Origin of the sequence: Nonomuraea sp. PA05 (assembly GCF_008086045.1) — a bacterium.
GTDB classification, from domain to species: Bacteria; Actinomycetota; Actinomycetes; order Streptosporangiales; family Streptosporangiaceae; genus Nonomuraea; species Nonomuraea monospora.
In genome coordinates, this window is the sequence record NZ_VSEY01000029.1 from 61,185 (window position 1) to 80,177 (window position 18,993).

At 70.9% G+C, this 18,993-nt stretch carries 16 protein-coding genes and 1 pseudogene; 8 read left to right on the plus strand and 9 right to left on the minus strand.

The window, feature by feature from the left end; genetic code table 11:
- Positions 1-11: 11 nt before the first annotated feature.
- The 3 genes from FXF51_RS38060 to FXF51_RS38070 all read right to left on the minus strand — a co-directional run bounded on the left by FXF51_RS38060 (position 12) and on the right by FXF51_RS38070 (position 2,705).
- Entirely contained in the window at positions 12-842 is an 831-nt protein-coding gene (locus FXF51_RS38060; RefSeq protein ID WP_148439608.1) for a carbohydrate ABC transporter permease, read from the minus strand.
- The gene (locus tag FXF51_RS38065) at positions 835-1,728 is read right to left on the minus strand and encodes a carbohydrate ABC transporter permease (RefSeq protein WP_148439709.1); all 894 of its coding nucleotides are present in this window, start codon (positions 1,726-1,728) and stop codon (positions 835-837) included. The genes FXF51_RS38060 and FXF51_RS38065 overlap by 8 nt, the downstream gene beginning before the upstream one ends.
- A 167-nt stretch (positions 1,729-1,895) precedes the next feature.
- Positions 1,896-2,705, minus strand: a complete 810-nt coding sequence (locus tag FXF51_RS38070) for a LacI family DNA-binding transcriptional regulator (RefSeq protein ID WP_187414792.1) — start codon at positions 2,703-2,705, stop codon at positions 1,896-1,898.
- On the opposite strand from FXF51_RS38070, the gene FXF51_RS63010 reads away from it, so the two are divergent.
- Positions 2,686-2,913: a hypothetical protein gene (locus tag FXF51_RS63010; protein WP_187414793.1), complete on the plus strand. Its 228-nt coding sequence runs from the start codon at positions 2,686-2,688 to the stop codon at positions 2,911-2,913. The two genes, FXF51_RS38070 and FXF51_RS63010, sit on opposite strands and share 20 nt — an antisense overlap.
- On the opposite strand, the pseudogene FXF51_RS63900 reads toward FXF51_RS63010, so the two are convergent.
- A pseudogene (locus tag FXF51_RS63900) lies at positions 2,817-3,023 on the minus strand (LacI family DNA-binding transcriptional regulator); the annotation flags it as partial. The gene FXF51_RS63010 and the pseudogene FXF51_RS63900 overlap by 97 nt on opposite strands.
- Positions 3,024-3,082: 59 nt before the next feature.
- On the opposite strand from FXF51_RS63900, the gene FXF51_RS38075 reads away from it, so the two are divergent.
- Positions 3,083-4,375: a serine hydrolase domain-containing protein gene (locus FXF51_RS38075; RefSeq protein WP_262380095.1), complete on the plus strand. Its 1,293-nt coding sequence runs from the start codon at positions 3,083-3,085 to the stop codon at positions 4,373-4,375.
- Between the two features lie 120 nt (positions 4,376-4,495).
- Positions 4,496-4,900, plus strand: coding sequence for a hypothetical protein (locus FXF51_RS38080; RefSeq protein WP_148439612.1), 405 nt, complete (start codon positions 4,496-4,498; stop codon positions 4,898-4,900).
- 119 nt (positions 4,901-5,019) lie between these two features.
- On the opposite strand, the gene FXF51_RS38085 is transcribed toward FXF51_RS38080, so the two are convergent.
- Positions 5,020-7,914, minus strand: coding sequence for a M36 family metallopeptidase (locus FXF51_RS38085; protein ID WP_262380096.1), 2,895 nt, complete (start codon positions 7,912-7,914; stop codon positions 5,020-5,022).
- 479 nt (positions 7,915-8,393) lie between these two features.
- On the opposite strand from FXF51_RS38085, the gene FXF51_RS38095 reads away from it, so the two are divergent.
- The 5 genes from FXF51_RS38095 to FXF51_RS38115 all read left to right on the plus strand — a co-directional run bounded on the left by FXF51_RS38095 (position 8,394) and on the right by FXF51_RS38115 (position 13,663).
- The gene (locus FXF51_RS38095) at positions 8,394-9,248 is read left to right on the plus strand and encodes a hypothetical protein (protein ID WP_148439614.1); all 855 of its coding nucleotides are present in this window, start codon (positions 8,394-8,396) and stop codon (positions 9,246-9,248) included.
- A gap of 108 nt (positions 9,249-9,356) precedes the next feature.
- Positions 9,357-10,493 carry a glycosyltransferase gene (locus FXF51_RS38100; protein WP_148439616.1) on the plus strand — a complete coding sequence of 379 codons (1,137 nt, stop codon included), beginning with the start codon at positions 9,357-9,359 and terminating at the stop codon, positions 10,491-10,493.
- 3 nt (positions 10,494-10,496) lie between these two features.
- Complete coding sequence (locus FXF51_RS38105) at positions 10,497-11,198, plus strand: class I SAM-dependent methyltransferase (RefSeq protein WP_148439618.1); 702 nt, start codon at positions 10,497-10,499, stop codon at positions 11,196-11,198.
- 64 nt (positions 11,199-11,262) lie between these two features.
- Entirely contained in the window at positions 11,263-11,934 is a 672-nt protein-coding gene (locus FXF51_RS38110; RefSeq protein WP_148439620.1) for a polysaccharide deacetylase family protein, read from the plus strand.
- A 31-nt stretch (positions 11,935-11,965) separates the two neighbouring features.
- On the plus strand, positions 11,966-13,663 hold the full coding sequence (locus FXF51_RS38115) for a hypothetical protein (protein ID WP_148439622.1): 1,698 nt from the start codon (positions 11,966-11,968) through the stop codon (positions 13,661-13,663).
- Here the strand turns inward: FXF51_RS38115 and FXF51_RS38120 are convergent.
- The 4 genes from FXF51_RS38120 to FXF51_RS38135 form a co-directional block, all read right to left on the minus strand.
- On the minus strand, positions 13,660-14,121 hold the full coding sequence (locus FXF51_RS38120) for a response regulator (RefSeq protein WP_148439624.1): 462 nt from the start codon (positions 14,119-14,121) through the stop codon (positions 13,660-13,662). The genes FXF51_RS38115 and FXF51_RS38120 overlap by 4 nt on opposite strands.
- Positions 14,118-15,710 (minus strand): sensor histidine kinase, encoded by a 1,593-nt coding sequence (locus FXF51_RS38125; protein ID WP_148439625.1) that lies wholly within the window; start codon positions 15,708-15,710, stop codon positions 14,118-14,120. Before FXF51_RS38125 ends, FXF51_RS38120 begins: the two co-directional genes overlap by 4 nt.
- Entirely contained in the window at positions 15,707-16,885 is a 1,179-nt protein-coding gene (locus FXF51_RS38130) for a PP2C family protein-serine/threonine phosphatase (RefSeq protein ID WP_148439627.1), read from the minus strand. The genes FXF51_RS38125 and FXF51_RS38130 overlap by 4 nt, the downstream gene beginning before the upstream one ends.
- 166 nt (positions 16,886-17,051) lie before the next feature.
- A complete protein-coding gene (locus FXF51_RS38135) occupies positions 17,052-18,926 on the minus strand; it encodes a hypothetical protein (RefSeq protein ID WP_148439629.1) in 1,875 nt (624 codons plus the stop codon).
- Between the last annotated feature and the right edge of the window lie 67 nt (positions 18,927-18,993).

The window sequence follows — 18,993 nt, forward strand, 5'->3', positions numbered from 1 at the left end:
CCCTGGGGGTTCTACTTGCCGCCGGTGGTCGCGATGCCCCGGATGAGGTAGCGCTGGCCGACGAGGAAGGCGAGGAATACCGGGAGCAGGGAGACCACGCTCATCGCGAACATGGATCCCCACGAGGTGGACACCGTGGCGTCCACGAAGGAGCGCAGCGCGACCGGCACCGTGTACATCTCCGGGTCGGTCAGGTAGATGAGCTGGCCGAAGAAGTCGTTCCAGGTCCAGATGAACGTGAAGATCACCGTGGTGGCGAGGGCCGGGAGCATCAGCGGCAGGATGATCCGGACGAAGATCCGGGCGTGGCCGCAGCCGTCGATCCTGGCGGCCTCGTCCAGTTCGCGCGGCAGGCCGCGGATGAACTGCACCATGAGGAAGACGAAGAACGCGTCCGTGGCCAGGAACTTCGGCACCACCAGCGGCAGGAACGTGTTGATCCAGTCGAGCTGGGAGAACAGGATGTACTGCGGCACGATGATCACGTGGATCGGCAGCATGATCGTGCCGAGCATGATGGCGAACCACAGCTTCTTGCCGGTGAACTCCAGCCTGGCGAACGCGTAGGCCGCCATCGAGCAGGACACCAGGTTGCCGATGATGCAGGCCAGCACCAGGATCGCCGAGTTGGCCAGGTAGTGGCCGAACGGGGAGGCCAGCGCGTTCCAGCCGTCGCCGTAGTTCTGTGTCTGGAGGCTGTCGAGGATCAGGCCGGGGCGGCGGAAGATCTCGTTGTTCGGGCGCAGGGAGCTGACCACCATCCAGAGCACCGGATAGAGCATGATCAGCGCGAGCGCGATGAGGGCGGCGTGCTTGAGCGCCTTGCGCAGGAGGCTAGTCATCGTAGTTGACCCAGAACTTGGCGGCCCAGAAGTTGACGGCCGTGAAACCGGCGATGATCACGAGCAGGAGCCAGGCGAGGGCGGAGGCGTACCCCATGTCGAAGTTGCCGAAGCCGCGCTGGTACAGGTACAGCGTGTAGAACAGGGTCGAGTCCGACGGGCCGCCGCTGCCGCCGGAGACCACGAACGCCTGGGTGAACGACTGGAAGGCGTGGATGACCTGCAGCACCAGGTTGAAGAAGACGATCGGTGACAGCAGCGGGATCGTGATCTTCCTGAACTGCGTCCACTTGCCGGCGCCGTCGGTGGCGGCGGCCTCGTAGTACATGACCGGGATCTGCCGCAGGCCCGCCAGGAAGATCACCATCGGCGCGCCGAACGTCCACACGTTCAGCACGATCAGGGTGCCCAGCGCGGTGTCGGGATCGGAGATCCAGCCCTGCCCCTCGATGCCGAGCACCTGGTTGACCAGGCCGTCCGCGCCGAAGATCTGCTTCCACAACACCGCGATGGCGACGCTGGAGCCGAGCAGCGACGGCAGGTAGAACGCCGACCGGTAGAACGCCAGCCCGCGCAGCCCCCGGTCGAGCACCAGGGCGAGCGCCAGGGCCAGGGCGAGTTGCAGCGGCACGGAGACGACCACGTAGAGCAGCGTCACGCCGAGCGCGTGGTGCAGCCGGGTGTCGCTCAGCATGCGGGCCCAGTTGTCCAGGCCGTTGAAGACCGGGGGCTGGATCAGGTTGTAGTCGGTGAAGCCGAGCACGAACGAGGCCGCGATCGGGCCCGCCGTGACCAGCAGCAGGCCGACGAACCAGGGCGCGAGGAACGCCGCGGCGGCCTTGTTGTCCTTCTTGCCGCCGAGGGTGCCGCCACTGCCCCGGCGCATGCGCTGCAACTCGTGGATCGCGCTCACGCGGGTTCCCGCGACGGGAGCATGGGGGGACCTCCTGAGGCCAGAGACGGGGGGTGGCCGCCTTGCCGGGAAAACGTATTCCGCAGTTTGCATGGCTGTAACGCGAGCGTCAAGAGTGCCGCGGCGACCCGGCGGCCGGGCTACGGACGGGCCCGGGTGCTGTCCCTGACGACCAGCCGGCCCGCCAGAATCAGGCGGCGCGGAGCCTGCGCGTCGCCCAGCGCGAAACGAATCGCCTCCACCCCGGATTGCGCCAGCGGAAGCGCCACCGTGGTCAATCTCGGCGTCACGTCACCGGCGAGCGGAATGTCGTCGATCCCCGTCACGGAAATGTCCTCCGGCACGCTCAGCCCGGCCTCGCGGAAAGCCGACATGGCGCCGATCGCGACCGCGTCATTGGAGGCGAGAACCGCCTGCGCACCTGCGGTTCCCTCGGCCACCAGCGCGCGTGCCGCCTCGAATCCGCCCTGCCGGTCGACCTTGCAGCGAATGATCCGGATATCGCGCTCGGCCACACCTCCGGCGCGCAATCCCGCGACGAATCCGTCCGTGCGCTCGGCCATGTTCCGCATTTCCTGGCCGCCGGTCAGAATCACCACCCGGCGGTGCCCGCTTTCCGCGACGAAAACGCCCATCGAATGCCCGGCGCCGTGATTGTCGAGATTGATCGAGTCGTAGGTCAGGTCCGTGTGACCGACGATCACGACCCGGCCGCCCTCCCGCTCGTAGGCGGCAAGCTCCTTCGCCAGCCGCTCGTCGTCGAGGTAGCGGCTCGACGTGAGCACCAGCGCGCGCGGGCGCAGCGAGCGCAGCACGCGGACGGTCTGCGACTGCCGCTCCGAGGCCGCCATGGTGGACGACACCGTGACGAACGCCCCCGCCGTGCGGGCCTCCCGCTCCATCGCGGCCACCACCATGCCCATCGACGGCGTGGTGAGGTCGTCGGCCACCAGCGCGATCGAGTCGCTGGCCCGGCGCATCGCCCTGGCCGAGGCGTCCACCGTGTACCGCAGGGCCGCCGCCGCGGCCAGCACGCGGGCCTCGTACTCGGGCGCCACCTTCCTGGTGCTGCCGCCCAGGACCCGGGAGGCGGTGGCGACCGAGACGCCGGCCGCCGCGGCCACGTCGTGCAGCGTGACCGTGGGCCTCGCCGCGTGAGGCATCGGCACCGTCCTTCCCGAGAGCGATCCGGCCGCCGGACGAGGGCGGCAATGAAGCGTACTGTCATTCCCGGGCTTCGAGCCGCCGCGCCGGATGACACCTGTCATACGGAGGGGATGACTCGCACGACTGACCTCGCGCACCCCGTTCCGAGGATGCTTGCGGCATGAAGATGCGAGTGTCTGGAAAGAGCACCTCCTGCCGCCTGGCGGTCGCCGCTGTCACGCTCGGCGCGCTGCTCGCCGCGGCCCCCGCCACCGCGCACGCCGCGACCCCCGCACCCGCCCAAGGCGGCGCGGGGCTGGACCGGCAGGCTCTGCGGCAGGCGCTGAACGCCGTGCACGAGGCCGGCATGTACGGCATCTACTCCCAGGTCCGCAATGGCCCGCAAACCTGGCAGGGCGCCTCGGGCGTGGCGGACGTGGCCACGAACCGCCCCGTGAGACCGGACATGGTGCACCGGGTGGGCAGCATCACCAAGACGTTCACCGCGGTGGCGGTGCTCCAGCAGGTCGCCAGGGGCACGGTCGAGCTGGACGCCCCGATCGGCCGTTACCTTCCGGACGTGGTGCCCGGCGAGCGCGGCGAGCAGATCACCGTGCGGATGTTGCTCAACCACACGAGCCACATCGCCGACTACGTCGGCCCGGCGTTCCCCTCGCTGCTGGTGGGCTCGCCGCAAAGTCTGGACGACAACCGTTTCCGCGTCTTCACCCGCGCGGAGCTGGTCCGGCTGGGCCTGGACGCCGCGCCCACGGGCGAGCCGGGCGCCTTGCCCGGTGTCTACTCCAACACCAACTACCTGATCGCCGGCCTGCTCCTGGAGAAGGTGACGGGCACGGGCGCCGAGGAGTACATCACCCGTAACGTCATCCGCAAGGCCGGCCTGCGGCACACCTCGTTCCCGCGCACGCCGCACATCCCCGGCCCGCACTCCAAGGCGTACGAGTCGCTGTACGGCTGGATCGACCCGCCCCGCGACTACAGCGTCTACAGCCCGAGCTGGGCCACCACGGCGGGCTCGATCGTCTCCACGATGGACGACCTCAACCGCTTCTACCGGGCGCTGCTGCGCGGCGAGCTGATCGGGGCGGCGGAGCTGGCCGAGATGAAGAAGACGGTGCCGGTGCTCGCGGGCGGCGTGCTCGACTACGGTCTCGGCCTCTACTACTTCGACCTGCCCTGCGGCCGGTTCTGGGGGCACAGCGGCGGCGTCTTCGGCATGGCCACGGAGTCGATGACCAGCGAGGACGGCACCCGCCAGCTCTCCATGGGGGTCAACCGCACGAAGTACCAGACCCTGGACGAGAACGGCGGCGTCGTCCTGCACCCGATCGACTACGCCAGCGGCGCGTACTTCCTGCTGGCGGCCTGTGGCGAGAGCGCGGATACGCAGGTCAGGGCGGCGCGGCCGGCGTACGTCCCGTTCGCGGTGGACCGGGTGACGGTCAAGCGCTGAGATGTGTCGCCGATCACGCCCGATGTGTGGATTCCTGCACAGATGATCGCTTGTGGCCTCCGTAGTGTCCTTGCTGCCGGGACGAACCCGGCAGCACCGACAGGGGGAGGAAACCCGATCATGCGTAAGACCCTCGCGATAGCCGCTCTGGCCGGTTCGATGGCCGTCACCGGCCTGGCGCTCAGCCCGGCCGCCGCCCAGGCCTCCACGTCCTCCGCGAGCACCGTGACCGTGGTCAAGTGGGGCAAGTTCTTCTCCAGCGACCACAAGGCCTACACCTACGGCAAGACCTGGAAGTCGGGCGGCAAGGTGTTCACGAAGTGGTACGGCGTGGACCGCCCCGGCGGCAAGAAGGGCTGGGTGTGGTTCGAGTACTACCAGAACGGCTCCTGGCACAAGTTCAACAAGTCCTGGGACGGCAAGGTCGTGGGCGCCTGGAGCGGCAAGGGGATCAAGAAGGTCTACACCTTCACCTGCTGGGCAGGCAAGTTCGACAACTGCGGCAAGAAGTACCGCATCTACTGAGGGTTGCTCGCGGGGCTGAGGTCGGTGGGGGCCTCAGCCCCGCGAATAGTACGGCATCTAACTAACTTGCGCGCAAGAGAAGGGCCGCCGTCACGCGGACGGCGGCCCTCAGCGGATCATCAGTGGGAGAACGCCTGGAACTCCGCGGCCCTGACGTGTTCCCTGACCGGGCTGGCCGTGCCGCAGTCCGTCGCCGAGTTCGGGTCGTTGTCCTGCTCGCCGGCGTAACGCGGGTTGCCGGTGCACTGCGTGCTGAGCACCCGCAACATCAGGTGCGTCGCGCTCGTGGTGCGCACGTCGAACGACTTGATGAGCATGTCCGCGCCACGCGGCCGGGGCAGCGTGGCGTCGAACGCGTTCGCCTTGCTGGTGTAGACCTTCGTGAAGCTCGCCGGGTCGGCGCAGTTCGCGCTGCAGGCCAGCACCTCGAACGAGCGCAGGCTGGAGAAACGGTTCTGCGTGCCCGGGTCCGCCGGGCTGGTGCCCGGCCGCAGCATGGCGCTCACCTGCACCCTGCGGACCTTGACCGGCTCGTCGCCCGCCAGGTCCACCACGACCGACTTGCCCGCCGGCGCGCCGGTGCGCGAAGCCCAGTTCGTGGCCTCGGTGTCGTCGATCAGCAGCGGCTGGTTGACGCCGTCGCCCGTCGCGGTCGCGCCGCTCGCCGCCGAGGCGAGGTTGCGCGACAGGGGCAGCGGGAGCGGCAGCTTCACGCCGGGGACGACCGCGTACTTCAGCCGCCGGTGGCCGAAGCCCGCGCCCGCGACGACGAAGTCGTACAGGCCGGGCGTCATCTCGACCGTGTCGCCCAGCTCGGTCGCCGGGTCGGTGTCCGCGACGGGGACCACCCGGCCCTCGTAGTCGCCCACGTACAGCCGCAGCGCCGCGTCCTTCGCCTCGCCCAGCGGCTTGAGCTGCAGGGAGCCGTTCCTGCCCGCCGGGTTGACGAAGCTGGGCGTCGCGTCGGCGTCGTTCGGGCCGTTGCTGGCCGCGGCGGAGCCCAGGCCGTGCTCGGCGAAGGCGCGCCACATGATGTCCTGGTTCGCCCCGCCGAAGCGGATCGCGTCGGCCGCCAGCAGCGCGTCACGATGATCGACGTAGTCGACCGCGCCCGAGGCCATCAGCAGCAGGGCGTCGAACGAGAGCTGCGCCCAGCGCCGGTTGCCCGGACACCTGTCCACGGGCGTCCTGCCCTCCGCGCACGAGCGCTGCAGCCTGGCCGAGCCCTGGCCGTACCGCTTGACGAAGGCCGCCCGCACGTCGAACTGCGTGGCCGACCAGATCTCGCCGTCCGCGTGCACCTGCGTGCCGACGAGGTCGTAGCCGAGGTCGCTGTAGTTCAGCGGCGACTTCGACATGTCGTAGTTCCTGATGCCGCGCGTGGTGTCGCCGGTGACGTAGCCGCCCGTGACGTACGGGGTGTCGCCCGCCGGGCGGTGACCGTACTCGAAGAGCTGCTCCATCGAGAACAGGTCGGAGGTGCTCTCGTTCATGGCCCCGGCCTGCGCGCCGCTCCAGCCCGCGTTGGGCCCGCCGATCATGCGGCCGGAGATGGCGTGCGTGTACTCGTGGCCGATGACCGACATGTCGTAGTCGCCGTCCACGCAGGGCGAGTAGAACGAGCCTGCGATCGGCTGCCACAGGTACATGTTGGTGATCGGCGCGACCCCGTCGGGGCCGGTGATCTGGTTGGCGTTGTCACGTACGGACAGCACCCGCGCTCCGGCCTGGGCGTTGCCCTGCTCGGGGTCGTTGCCGAGGCCGCCGCGCCCGCCGTTGTCGCTCTGCATGTTCCAGGCGGTCTCGGTGAAGCCGAGCCGGTAGGACCAGTCGTGCATGCGGTTGTGCATGGCGTTCAGGTTCGCGATGGCCGCTTCGAGGTCGGCCTCACCCGGCTGGTCGAACACGGCCGGGTCGCACTTGGCCTCGAACCAGGTGTTCTGCCACGGGTAGACGTAGTTCCTGCTCGGCGTGAGCACGTTCGAGCGGGTGCCGACCGTGAACGGGTCGCCGCTGGCCCGGTTCTCGAACGTCCTGGCCGAGTTGCCGATGCTGGTGAACGTGGGCTCGTTCGTCGTGTGGTCGACGTCCCACGGCTTGCCGGTCGCGGCGTCGCCGCCGGTCGCCTCGTCACAGCCGGGCCCGGGCGCGTGGCACCAGGTCTCGCGGGTGTCCGCGGAGGAGTGGTCGCCCGGTGGGTTGGCGGGGAAGACCGCCCAGTGCGGGTTGTCCGGGTCCTGGTGGTGGTCGACCAGGTTCTCACGGGTGATGACGGCGCCGCTCACGGCGTCCACGTGCGTGGTGTATCCCGCCTCCGCGCCCTGCGCCCCGCCGATCAGGACCACCTGGTACGCGCTGTGCACGCCGTCGGGGGCGGGCACCGCCACCGGCGTGGCCTGCTTGGTGGCCGCCGAGGCCAGGTCGATGCCGCCGTCCCTGGCGGCGATCTCCAGGGCCTGCTGCGCGGTGATCCGCGCGGCGGGCGGCGCCTCGGTGCGGCGTGACAGGGACGACGTCACGTGCCTGACCTGGCCGCCGGACACGCCGATCGCGACGAGACCGTCCACGCCGGACGGCAGGTCGCCGAAGCGCTGCCGCAGCAGCACGGCGGCACCGGCACCGATCGGGTTGACCGCGACCGTCTCCAGCGCGTCCACGGCCTCGGCCGTCAGCCCGAAGACGGCCTCGTTGGCCTTGAGGTAGGCGCGGGCGGCCTGGACGGGGTCGGAGCCGAGCCCCTCGGCCAGCGGTTCGGCGCTGACGATGGCGGCGGGGGTGCCGAGAGCGTTCCAGCGGATCTTGCCTTGGGGGGCGGCGAGGCGCTGACTGGCCGGGGGTTCCACCCGGCCCTGGCGGTTGTCCACATCCGGTCTGCCGGAGTTCTCCGCCTGGAAGTCGTGAATCTCCGGGGCCTGCCCGCCGGGTTCTCCCCGGGCTGCCCCTGCGAGGGGAAGGACCGACGCTGTGAGTGCGGTGACGATGAGTGTGCTGCGTAACCAGGACTTGGTCGACACGGTTCCCTCCTGCGTGCCAGGGATGCGCAGGTTTCGCGCATCCCGCAAGAGGTAACACCGCTGTCCGGAGCTGACAAGATCTTGTAAAAGCGGAAATATCAGCGTATAAGCGGTTGATAAGTGGGGGACAGGGCGCCGAGATATTGACACCGATATTTCAGGAGACCGCCAGTCCATCGCATTTCCGCATTCTCCATCGGCGGCTATTTTCACCCCCCCCCTCCCACCGGCGGCGGAGTCGGCGGGGGGGGGCGGGGGGGGGGGGGGGGGGGGCGGGGGGCCGGGGGGGGGGGGGGGGGGGCGGGGGGGGGGGGGGGGGGGGGGGGGGGGGGGGGGGGGGGGTGGGGGGGGGGGGGGGGGGGGGGCGGGGGGGGGCGGGCGGGGGGGGGGGGGGGGGGGTGGGGGGGGTGCTTCTGTTTGGCGGGGGGTGGGGGGGGGGGGGGGGGGCGGGGGGGGGGAGGGGGGCGCTGGAGCCTGCTGTGCTGCTGTTGCTCGGGATCGGGGCGGCGGGGATCGGGGCGACCGTGGTGTTCGGGCATCCGGCCGAGTCGCAGCTCTACTTTCTGGAGGCGGCCCGGCCGTGTCTGTCGGTGGCCGCCGTGTGCGGGGTCGTGGCGGCCGGGCGGGTGCCGTGGGTGCGGGCCGGCTGCCTGGCCGTGGTGGGGGCTGGGGCGGCGTTGGTGGTGTCCGGGGCAGGGGGCGTGCCGGTGGAGGCCCGGAGCGAAGGCTCCGGTGGGGTGCTGGTGCGGGTGGTGTTGCCGTACCTGGTGCTGGGGATCGGGGCGCTGCTGGTGTGGCGGCGCGGGTCCGTGCTGACGGTGGTGGCGGTGCTGGCCGGGTATGCGCTGCCCAGCTCCGTTCGGGACGTGGCCGCGCACGTGACGCCCCAGGCGGAGCAGCGGGAGCGGTTGATCCCGGGCGGGGCGCTGGAGGCGGGGAGGTGGTTGCGGGCGCATTCGGAGCCGGGCGACGTGGTGGCCACGGATCTGCACTGCCGTTACGCCTGGTGGCAGGTGTGCGACAGCCGGCATTTCTGGGTGTCCGGGTTCAGTGAGCGGCGGGTGCTGGTGGAGGGCTGGGCGTACGCGGAGAGCACGTTGTCGCGGGCGAGGCCGTTCGTGCGGTCGTATCTGGCGGTGCCGTTCGCGGATCGGGCGCGGCTGGCGGCGAACGAGGTGGTGTTCGTGGCGCCGACGGCGGAGAACGTCCGCACGCTTGGCCGGGAATATGGGGTTAAGTGGCTTTTTACTGGGATTAATCCCGTGTTGGGGAAATATGCGCGATTGAGGTTCAGGAATGGGGGCTCTTCCGTTTACCAGCTTCCCGGAAGGTAAAGATCAGGCCGCTTGTTGGAAGGATGCGGGAAAAGCCGCACGCGCCCCGCTGGACTCCCCCAGCACCATTTCCGTGAACCCACGGCCACGACCAGATCAGGGGAGCCTATGGACACGCGTGCCGCCATGGAGCCGAGCCCCCGCGTCCTGGATTCCGCGGCCCGCCCGGCGAGCGTCGACATTGTCATCCCGGTGCTCAACGAGGAGCGCGCGCTGCCCGGCTGCGTCCGCACGCTGGCCAGGTTCCTCGACGCCGGCTTCCCGCTGCCGTGGCGGATCACGATCGTGGACAACGGCAGCACCGACGCCACCTGGCCGGTCGCCACGGCGCTGGCCGGGGAGTTCGCGCAGGTGCACGCCAGGCGGCTGGACATCAGGGGCCGGGGCGCGGCGCTGCGGGCGGCCTGGCTGGACAGCCCGGCCGACGTGGTGGCGTACATGGACGTCGATCTGTCCACCGATCTGGGCGCGCTGTTCCCGCTGGTCGCGTCGGTGGCCGGCGGTCACAGCGAGCTGGCCGTGGGCACCCGGCTGGCGCCTGGCGCGCGCACGCGCCGCTCGGTGCGCCGCGAGGTGGTGTCGCGCGGGTACAACGCCCTGCTCAGGCATGGTTTCGGGGTCAGGTTCAGCGACGCGCAGTGCGGGTTCAAGGCCGCCAGGACGGACGCGGTCAGGCCGCTGGTACGCAGGATCCGCGACGACTCGTGGTTCTTCGATACCGAGTTGCTGCTGCTGGCCGAGCACAACGGGCTGCGGGTGCACGAGGTCCCGGTCGACTGGATCGAGGACGGCGACTCGCGCGTCAAGGTGATCAGAACGGCCGTCGACGATCTGCGGGGCATGGTCAGGATCGCCTGGTCGATGGCGACGGGCCGGGCGCGGGTTCAGGTGCGCAGGGCGGAGCCGGCGCCCATGCATCCGGACGCGGTCCTCACGCGGCCGATATTCGATATTTCGGTATTCATCGGGCTGATTCCCGGAATTCTGCATGTGCTGGCCTATATCCCGTTACGGGAAATGTGGTCACCGGTTCTGGCGAATCTCGGCGCGCTCGTCCTGGCCAGGCTCGTCAAGGTGACGGCCGCCCGCCGGTCGGCCTTCCGCACCGTGGCCCGATTCGCCGTTCTCTCCGCCCTGACCACGGCGGCCGTGCTGTGCGTGCCCGCCGCGGACGTGGGCGCCGTCGCGGCCACGTACTGCCTGCTCGCCCTGCTCCGCTGGGTCTTCTCCCGAACGAGGAACTGATCGATGGAAACCACTGAGATCCGCCGCCTGATCGCGCTCGAGGACACCCACTGGTGGTACCGCGAGCGCCGCGCCATCCTGCGCAGGGAGCTGCGCGGCCTGGGCCGTCCCGGACGGGCCCTGGACGTAGGCGCCGCGGGCGGCGGCAACACCAAGGTGCTGATCGAGGCGGGCTGGGACGCGACCGCGACCGACCAGTGCGAGACCGCGGTGGAGACGGCCAGGAAACGAGGGCTGAAGGCGGTGCGGGCGGACGCGCGGGCGCTGCCGTTCGAGACGTCGAGCGTGAACCTGGTGACCGCGTTCGACGTCCTGGAGCACATCCGCGAGGACCACCTGGTCACCGAGGAGATCGCCCGGGTCCTGGCGCCCGGCGGGCACGTGCTGATCGCGGTGCCGTGCGACATGTCGCTGTGGTCGTCGCACGACGACGCCGTCGGCCACGTACGCCGCTACGGCCGCGACTCGCTCACGGTCGTCGTCGAGAAGGCCGGGCTGACCATCGACCGCATCTGGAGCTGGAACGTGCTCCTGCGCCCCCTCGTGGTCCGCCACCGGCGCCGCTCCACCGGCGGCAGCGACCTGCGCAGGACGCCGTTCCTGATGAACGCGGGACTGTCGGCGGTCGTCTGCGCCGAGCGTTACCTGCCGGTCAAGTCGCTCAAGGGTGTGACGCTGTTCCTGCGGGCCAGGCTCAACAGGTGAAGGTGCCCAGACCGAGACATCACCGCACGCATGGGCGGGCGGGGTTGCCTCTAGGCTTTGCTGTGTGGTGATTCATGCCCTTCTCGCGGCTTCGCTAGCCTTCACTGCCCTGCCCGCCCAGGCCGCCGCCGTTGACTGCGCCAGGGTCAAGTGCCTGGCGCTGACCTTCGACGACGGGCCGGGCAAGTACACCCCGGCCCTGCTCAAGACGCTGTCCAAGGCGGGCGCCAAGGCCACGTTCTTCCTCGTGGGCAAGCGGGTGGAGGAGCGCCCCGAGGTGGCCAGGCAGATCGTCGCGCGCGGGCACGCGATCGGCAACCACACCTACTCGCACGCCTCGCTGCCCGCCCACTCCGACAACGAGATCCTCGACGAGCTCAAGGTCACCCAGGAAGTGATCGAGGACGTCACGGGGCGCCGCCCGACGATGTTCCGCCCCCCGTACGGACACACCGACGAGCGCGTGCTCGCGCTGGCGGGGCAGACCGAGCTGGCGCAGATCCTGTGGACGCACACCACGCTCGACTGGAGCCTGCGCGACACCAAGAAGATCAAGGCGACCGTGCTCAAGCAGGCCAAGCGCGACGGCGTGATCCTCATGCACGACGTGGTCCCGCAGACCGTGCAGGTCATGCCGGAGATCCTCAAGGAGCTCAAGAAGCGCGGCTACCACCTCGTCACGGTGCCCGCGTTGCTGCGCGGCAAGGGACCGACGCCAGGAGAGAGCTACTTCTGACGAGTTCCCCCCTCAGTTCGGGAATGGAACCATGGGGAGAGACACCAGGCGCAGGCCCTGGGTCGCGCTGGCGACCTTCCTGATCGTCCAGGCCGTGCTCGGGTGCTGGTGGGCGGCCTTCTACCCCGGCCAGTTCAGCCGCGACTCCGTGCTCTACCTCAGCCACACCGTCGTCGGCCCCTGGGTGAGCGATCACTCGGTGGTCTACGACGCGCTGCTGTGGCTGAGCTTCACCAAGACGGGTGATCTGGGCGCCGTCACCTTCGCACAGACGACGGCCATGGCGGGCGCGCTGACGTACCTGGCGCAGTCACTCAAGGCGCTGGGCGCGCCGCGGCTGCTGACGACCGTGGTGGTCGTGCTGATGCCGCTGGCGCCGCCCGTGGGCGCGTTCACGGTGACGTTGTGGAAGGACGTGCCGTTCACGATCTGCGCCGTGGCCGTCGCCGGCTTGTGCGCGCGGATCGCCGCCAGGCGCGCCGTCGGCATGCCCGCGCTGCTCGGGCTGGCGCTGCTGTTCGTGGCGCTCGGCCTGTTCCGCGCCAACGGCTTCCTCATCGCGGGCGTGGCCGTGCTGGCGCTGGTGGTGATCGTCCCGGCCGTGCGGCTGCGGCTGCTGCTCACCGGCACGCTCGCCGCCGCCCTGCCGCTCGTGCTGTCGAACGTGGTGTTCCCGCAGGTCGGCATCGTGGCCCCGGCGAAGACGTACGTCTACCACACCGCGTACGGGGACATCGCGGTCGCCTACCGGCAGCGGCCCGACCTGTTCACCCCGCGCGACATCAGCCTCATGGGCGCGGTCGCGCCGATCAGGCGGTGGTGGGAAGGCGGCACCTGCGCCACGATCAACCCGCTGATCTGGCGCGACGACTTCAGCTGGCAGCAGGCCGACCTGCACGCCACCGAGTTGCTTGAGCTGTGGCGGCGGCTGCTGGTGACCGAGCCGCGGCTGGTGGTGGACGCGCGGCTGTGCCGGGGGGCGATCGCGTGGCGGCCCGTGCAGGACGAGCAGGTGACCGGGGGGATGACGTACCGGTTCTCGCGGCGGCCGAACGCCGACACGTACGTGGGGCCGTACAAGGTGGCGGACTTTCCCGGACGGTGGGTGTACTCGCTGCGGCCGCTGTCCATGGAGCTCAACCAGATCGCCGACCCGTGGCTGACCGGCGCGCTGATGCCCGAGTGGGACTGGGTGCTGTGGCGGGGGGCCTCGTGGGCGTACCTGTCGTACCTGGCGGTGGGGCTGGCGGCGTGGGCGCTGCGCAACCGGTACGTGGTGGGGGTGGCGGCGGTGGTGGCCGGGCAGCAGCTCGCCGTGCTGGCCAACATCTCGGCGCAGGACTTCCGGTACATGGCCACACCGATCTTCGTGGGGGCCCTGCTGGTGCCGCTGTTCCTGAGCAGCCTGGCGCGGTTGTCGGCCCGGGCGGGGCGGCACCTGGGGCGGGGGCTGGGCCGGCGGTCGCGCCGCCCAACGGCCGCTCCGGCGCCCGTGGACGACGAGCCGGAGCCGCTCGTCGTGTCACGAGCCGAGCCCATCGACGCCGAACCCACCGATACCGAACCCACCGACGCCGCGCCCACCGACGCCAGGCCCGTCGATGCCGCGCCCACCGACGCCAGGCCCGTCGATGCCGCGCCCACCGACGTCAGGCCCGTCGATGCCGCGCCCACCGACGTCAGGCCCATCGACGCCGGGCCGGAACGCCCCGGGGACGGGCAGGCCTAGAGGCCTTGGCCCCCGCCGTACGCCCGCCCCGGCAGCCGCACCACCGTGACGAAGAACTCGTCGATCTGCCGGATGACGGCCATGAAGCGATCGAGGTCCACGGGCTTGCTCACGTAGGCGTTCGCGAACAGCTCGTAGCTGCGCAGGATGTCCTCCTCCGCCGAGGAGGTGGTGAGCACGACGACGGGGATGGAACGCAGGTCGGGATCGCCCTTGAGGCGCTCCAGCACCTGGCGGCCGTCGTACTTCGGCAGGTTGAGGTCCAGCAGGATCAGGTCGGGGCGGGGCGCGCCGCCGTGGTCGCCGCGCCGGTAGACGAAGTCGAGCGCCTCCAGGCCGTCCCTGACGACGTGGAGGTTGTTGCGGATCTTGTTGTCCTCGAACGCCTCACGCGTGATGAGCTCGTCACCGGGATCGTCCTCCACGAGGAGGACTTCGATGGGTTGCCCGCTCGTCATGCGGTGCTTCCTTCGTGTTCGGTGCCAGAGCCGGCCGGCACGGTAGAGATGGCGGGCAGGGTGAAGCAGAGCCGGGCACCGCCGGTGTAGCCGGTGTCCAGCCAGATCCTGCCGCCGTGGTTCTCGACGATCTTCTTGCACATCGCCAGGCCGATGCCGGTGCCGCTGTACTGCTCGCGGCTGTGCAGGCGCTGGAAGATGACGAAGATCTTATCGGCGAACTCGGGCTCCACACCTATTCCGTTGTCGGCCACGGAGAACTCCCAGCCGTCCGCGTCGGGTTCGCACCCGATGCGGATCAGCGGCGGGCGCGCCGGGTCGTGGAACTTGATGGCGTTGCTGATGAGGTTCTGCCAGAGCAGGCGCAACATGGTGGAGTCGCCGACGACCGTGGGCAGCTTGTCGGGCCGCTCGAACGTGGCGCCGGTCTCCTCGATGGGGGCCGACAGGTCGTCGATCACCTTGTCGAGCGTCTCCCCCAGCTCGACGGGCTCGCGGTCGTCGTAGACCCTGCCGACGCGGGAGAACCTCAGCAGGTCGTTGATGAGGACCTGCATCCGGGTTGCGCCGTCCACGGCGAAGCGGATGTACTGCTTGCCGCGCTCGTCCAGCACCTCCCCGTACCGCTTCTCCAGGAGCTGGCAGAAGGTGGCGACCTTGCGCAGCGGCTCCTGGAGGTCGTGCGAGGCCACGTAGGCGAACTGCTCCAGCTCGGCGTTCGAGCGCCGCAGCTCGACGGCCTGCGCGTCGAGGTCGGAGGCCTGCTCGCGCAACTGCACCTGCTGCCGGTGGGAGTCGCCGAGCGCCTGGAGGATCCGTACGCGCATCAAATCCACGTCCACGGCGACCTCGCGGATGTCCGCGGGCCCCTTGGCGGGGATGGCGCGCTCGAACTCGCCGGCCGCGACCTGGCGGGAGGCCGTGCGGAGCTGGTCGAGCGGCCGGACGACCGCGTTGCGCAACAGCACCGCCATGCCCACCATGGCCAGCGGGAACAGCACGATCATGGCCAGGAACGCCCAGTTGCGCAGTTGCTCGGCCCGCGACAGCTCGGCCCGCGAGCTCACGCGGAGCTGTGCGAGGCGGTCGTTCTGCCGTTCGAGCAGCGCCCTGATCTCGTCGAACGCCTGCTTGCCCGCCTCCACCCGGGCGGCGGGGACGGTGCCGTCGTCGCGCTTCTCCGCCGTCATGGGCTCGGCGTAGTCGCGCCGCCAGGCGGCGGCCCTGTCGCTGATGGCGTTCAGCTCGCGGAGCAGGCCGGGCCTGTCGCCGATGTGCGCGGCGACCTGCGCGTGGCTGCGCTGCTCGGCGGCCAGGCCCGTGGCGTACGGCTGGAGGAACTCCTCCCGGCCGGCCAGCAGGAAACCCCTGACCCCTGTCTCCTGGTCGATCAGGGCCTTCTGCATCTGGGACGCCTCGATCGCGGCCGGCGAGATGCGCAGGGTGAGCTGGTCGGACAGGCTGCTCGTACGGTCGATCATGACGGCGCCCGTGATCCCGCAGACCGCGGTCAGCACGGTGAGGGTGCCGATCATCACCAGGAACCAGCCGTGCACGGTCAGGCGGCGCAGCCGGGACGCGTCCGTCATGCGCGGTCTCTCCAACGCAGGTACACCACGGCGAGGTCGTCGGCGGGGGCGTCGGGCGCGGTGACCTCCTCGACGTCGGCGATCAGCGCGTCCAGGAAGCCCTCGCCGTCGAGGTGGGCGTGCCGCTGCGCCAGTTCGAGCAGGCCCTCCTCGCCGAGCCAGCGCGGCGGCGCGCCGGGCAGGCGGCGCTCGAACAGGCCGTCGGTGTAGAGCGTCAGGCCGCCGCCCGTGGGCAGCTCCAGCACGTCCTCGTGCCAGTCGGCCGGCACCGGCAGGCCGAGGGCGAGGCTGTGCGCCGGCTCGGCCAGGCTCACCGTGTCGCCGTCGTGCAGCAGCATGCCGGGGTGGCCGGCCCGCCAGATCCGCACCGTGTGCTGGTCGGACTCCAGGATGAGGGTGGACATGGTGACGAAGATGTCGGACCCGGGCCGTTCGGCCTCCAATATGCGTTCGAGCCTGCGCAGCAGGGTCGCGCCGGTCAGGCCGCTGAGCACCAGCGCCCGCCAGGCGATGCGCAGGCAGACGCCGAGCGCCGCCTCGTCGGGGCCGTGCCCGCACACGTCGCCGATGACGACGTGCACGCCCTTGTCGTCGGACTCGACGACGTCGAAGAAGTCGCCGCCGAGCGTGGCGGAACCCCTGCTGGGACGGTAGCGCGAGGCCACCTCTATCGGCATGCTCTGCAGCAGCGGCGTGGGCAGCAGGCCGCGTTCCAGCCGCTCGTTCTCCTTGGCGCGCATGCGTTCGGCGTGCAGCGCCACGGCGGCCTGCTCGGCCTGCTTGCGCTGCATCGCGTACCGCAGCGTCCTGCCCAGCCACTCGGCCTCCACCCGGCCCTTGACCAGGTAGTCCTGCGCGCCCGCCGACACCGCCGCCAGGCCCGCCTGCTCCTCGGCCAGGCCGGTGAGCACCACGACGGCCGCGTCGCCCGCCTCCTCGATCACGGCCGACAGGGCCGAGAACTCATACGCGTCGGGCAGGCCGAGGTCGAGCAGCACGCACTGGGGCCGCAACCGGACCAGCGAATGCCTGGCCTCGTCCACGGAGCGCGCCCACTCGAGACGCACCGAGAGGCCGCTGTCCTCCAGCAGCTCCTCGACGATCAGCGCGTCCTGCGGATCGTCCTCGACGAGCAACACCAGCGGCTGCCTGCCGTATTCGCTCGCATGAGACATGCAGGCTTCGCCACTCCTTCCGAACCGCGGGTCACGGGCACAACCTTGCCAACCGCGGTCCGCGTTGGCCCAGGAGATGCCTCCCTTCCCATATTTATCGGAGGTATTCATATGAGTTTTCCGAGCTGGGCGCGGGCGGGGCGGGCCGGCGCCGCCCCGCCCTCGCTCAGCGAGGCTGGTAGCAGCAGCGCGCCCCGGTGCGGACGGTGGCGCGCAGCTCCTCGCCGATCGTCGGATCGACCGCCGCGACCCGGTCCACGGCCCGCCAGATGGCCTTGCCGACGGCGATCCTGGCCCGCTCCTCGGTGCCCGCGAACGGCCGCGCCCGCCCGCCGATGCCGGTGGCCGCGGCCAGCTCGGCCAGCAGCCACTCCCGTTCCATCCGCAGCGTGGCGGCGCGTTCGAGGTCGTTCATCGACTCCAGCTCGTCGATCTCGCTCTCCAGCCGCGCCAGCCGCTCCTTGTACGTCCGCCTGGCCACCTCGTCGAGCACCGGCTGCTCCGAGCTGGCCGCGCTCCTGACGGTCTCCGCCCCTGCGGCCAGGTCGATGGCGGGGATCTCCTGGCCGGGGTTGGCCATCAGCGTCGCCAGGTAGCCCATGCCCACGCTGTGGCCGACGAGGGCGCTGCGCCCGTCCAGCTCCAGCAGCCAGTGCAGGCCGCGCCGCCGGCAGCGGCAGACGCCCCCGGTCTCGTCCGGCCTGTTGGCCGCCTTCGGCAGCACCATGCCGAGCTCCGCCGCCTCGCGCGCCACGCTCGGCCCCTCGTCGCCCGAGCCGCCCTTGAGCGCGAGCGCCTGCCCGAGCCGGTGCCGGGACAGCACGGTGGCGGGCCAGTGGTGCAGCGCGAGGTTCTGCCGTTCGGCGGCGCGCAGGTGCTCGACGGCCCTGTCCACGTCGCCGAGCGTGAGCGAGGCGACGCCCAGGGGGTGGTGCGCGGAGCCCAGGCAGGTGACGCCGTGGCCGGCGATGACCGGTAACTCGGCGAACGGGGCCAGCGCGTCGTGGACGTGGGCGGCGGTCTCGGTGTCGCGCAGCAGGTGCGCGGCCTCGGCCATGAAGTACATGGACGTCATCCAGGTGCTCGACCTCGGCAGGTCGGCGCCGCGCAGCCGGGCCAGCAGCCCCTCGGCCGTGCGGCGGTCGCCCGCGTCGGCCGCCGCCGCGGCCAGGCTCGCCAGGTAGGAGTTGTCCAGGGCGCTGAGGGTGGGCGAGTGCACCATCTCCGACAGCGCGGGCACCAGCTCGGCGCCGCGCCCCTGGAGCCAGCGGATGGCGACGAGCTGCCAGCCGTACCAGCCGGTGGCGTCGACGTCGCCGGTGGCGTCGCCCAGCTCCGCGCAGACGGCTGCCAGCGTCTCGGCCTCCTCGAACTTGCCCGCGCGGATGCTCAGCATCACCTTGATCGCGCTGACCACGAACCCGATGGCCCGGTGCTCCTTGGCGGCCAGCATGCTCTGCAGCTCTTCGAGGCTCCGCTCGGCCTTCGGCGAGGCCTCCAGGAACAGATCGACGGTACGCAGGAGCAGCCCCATGAGCGCGTCGCCCCTGCGCCCGGTGAGCCCGGCCTGGCCGATCAGCTCCTGCGACAGCCCGATGCGGCGTGCCCCGTGCTCGGGCCCCAGCAGGCAGTTGTGCGCCAGGCTGAGAGTCTCCGCCAGCGCCACCGGGTCTCCGGCGTCGCGTGCCCTGTCCAGCAGCCGGAGGATGGCGTCGTGCGTCCCCGCGCGGTAGTCCTCCTCCGCGGCCTGCCTGGCCCGCAGGCGCAGGGCCAGCGGGGTGCGGGGATCCAGCAGCCGCAGGGCGTGGCGCTGGCGGGTGCGTACCCGCTCCCAGTCCGCGCAGGTCCGGTGTTCGTGCACCCACACGCCACTCAGCCCGAGGGCGGCGCGGGCCAGTTGTTCAGGATCGCCGCTCAGCTCGGCGTCCTGGTAGGCGGCGTCGAACCAGTAGCGGGCTGCCCGCAGGTCGCCGTCCACGGACAGGGCGCGTTCGCCCGCCAGGATGGCGAAAGTGATGTTGCCGCGCGGGATTCGGTGCATTTCTCGAGTCGCGCCCACGTTGTGCTGTCCCCTTCGGCTAGACCGAACGGCCCCGAGACTCAGGAGG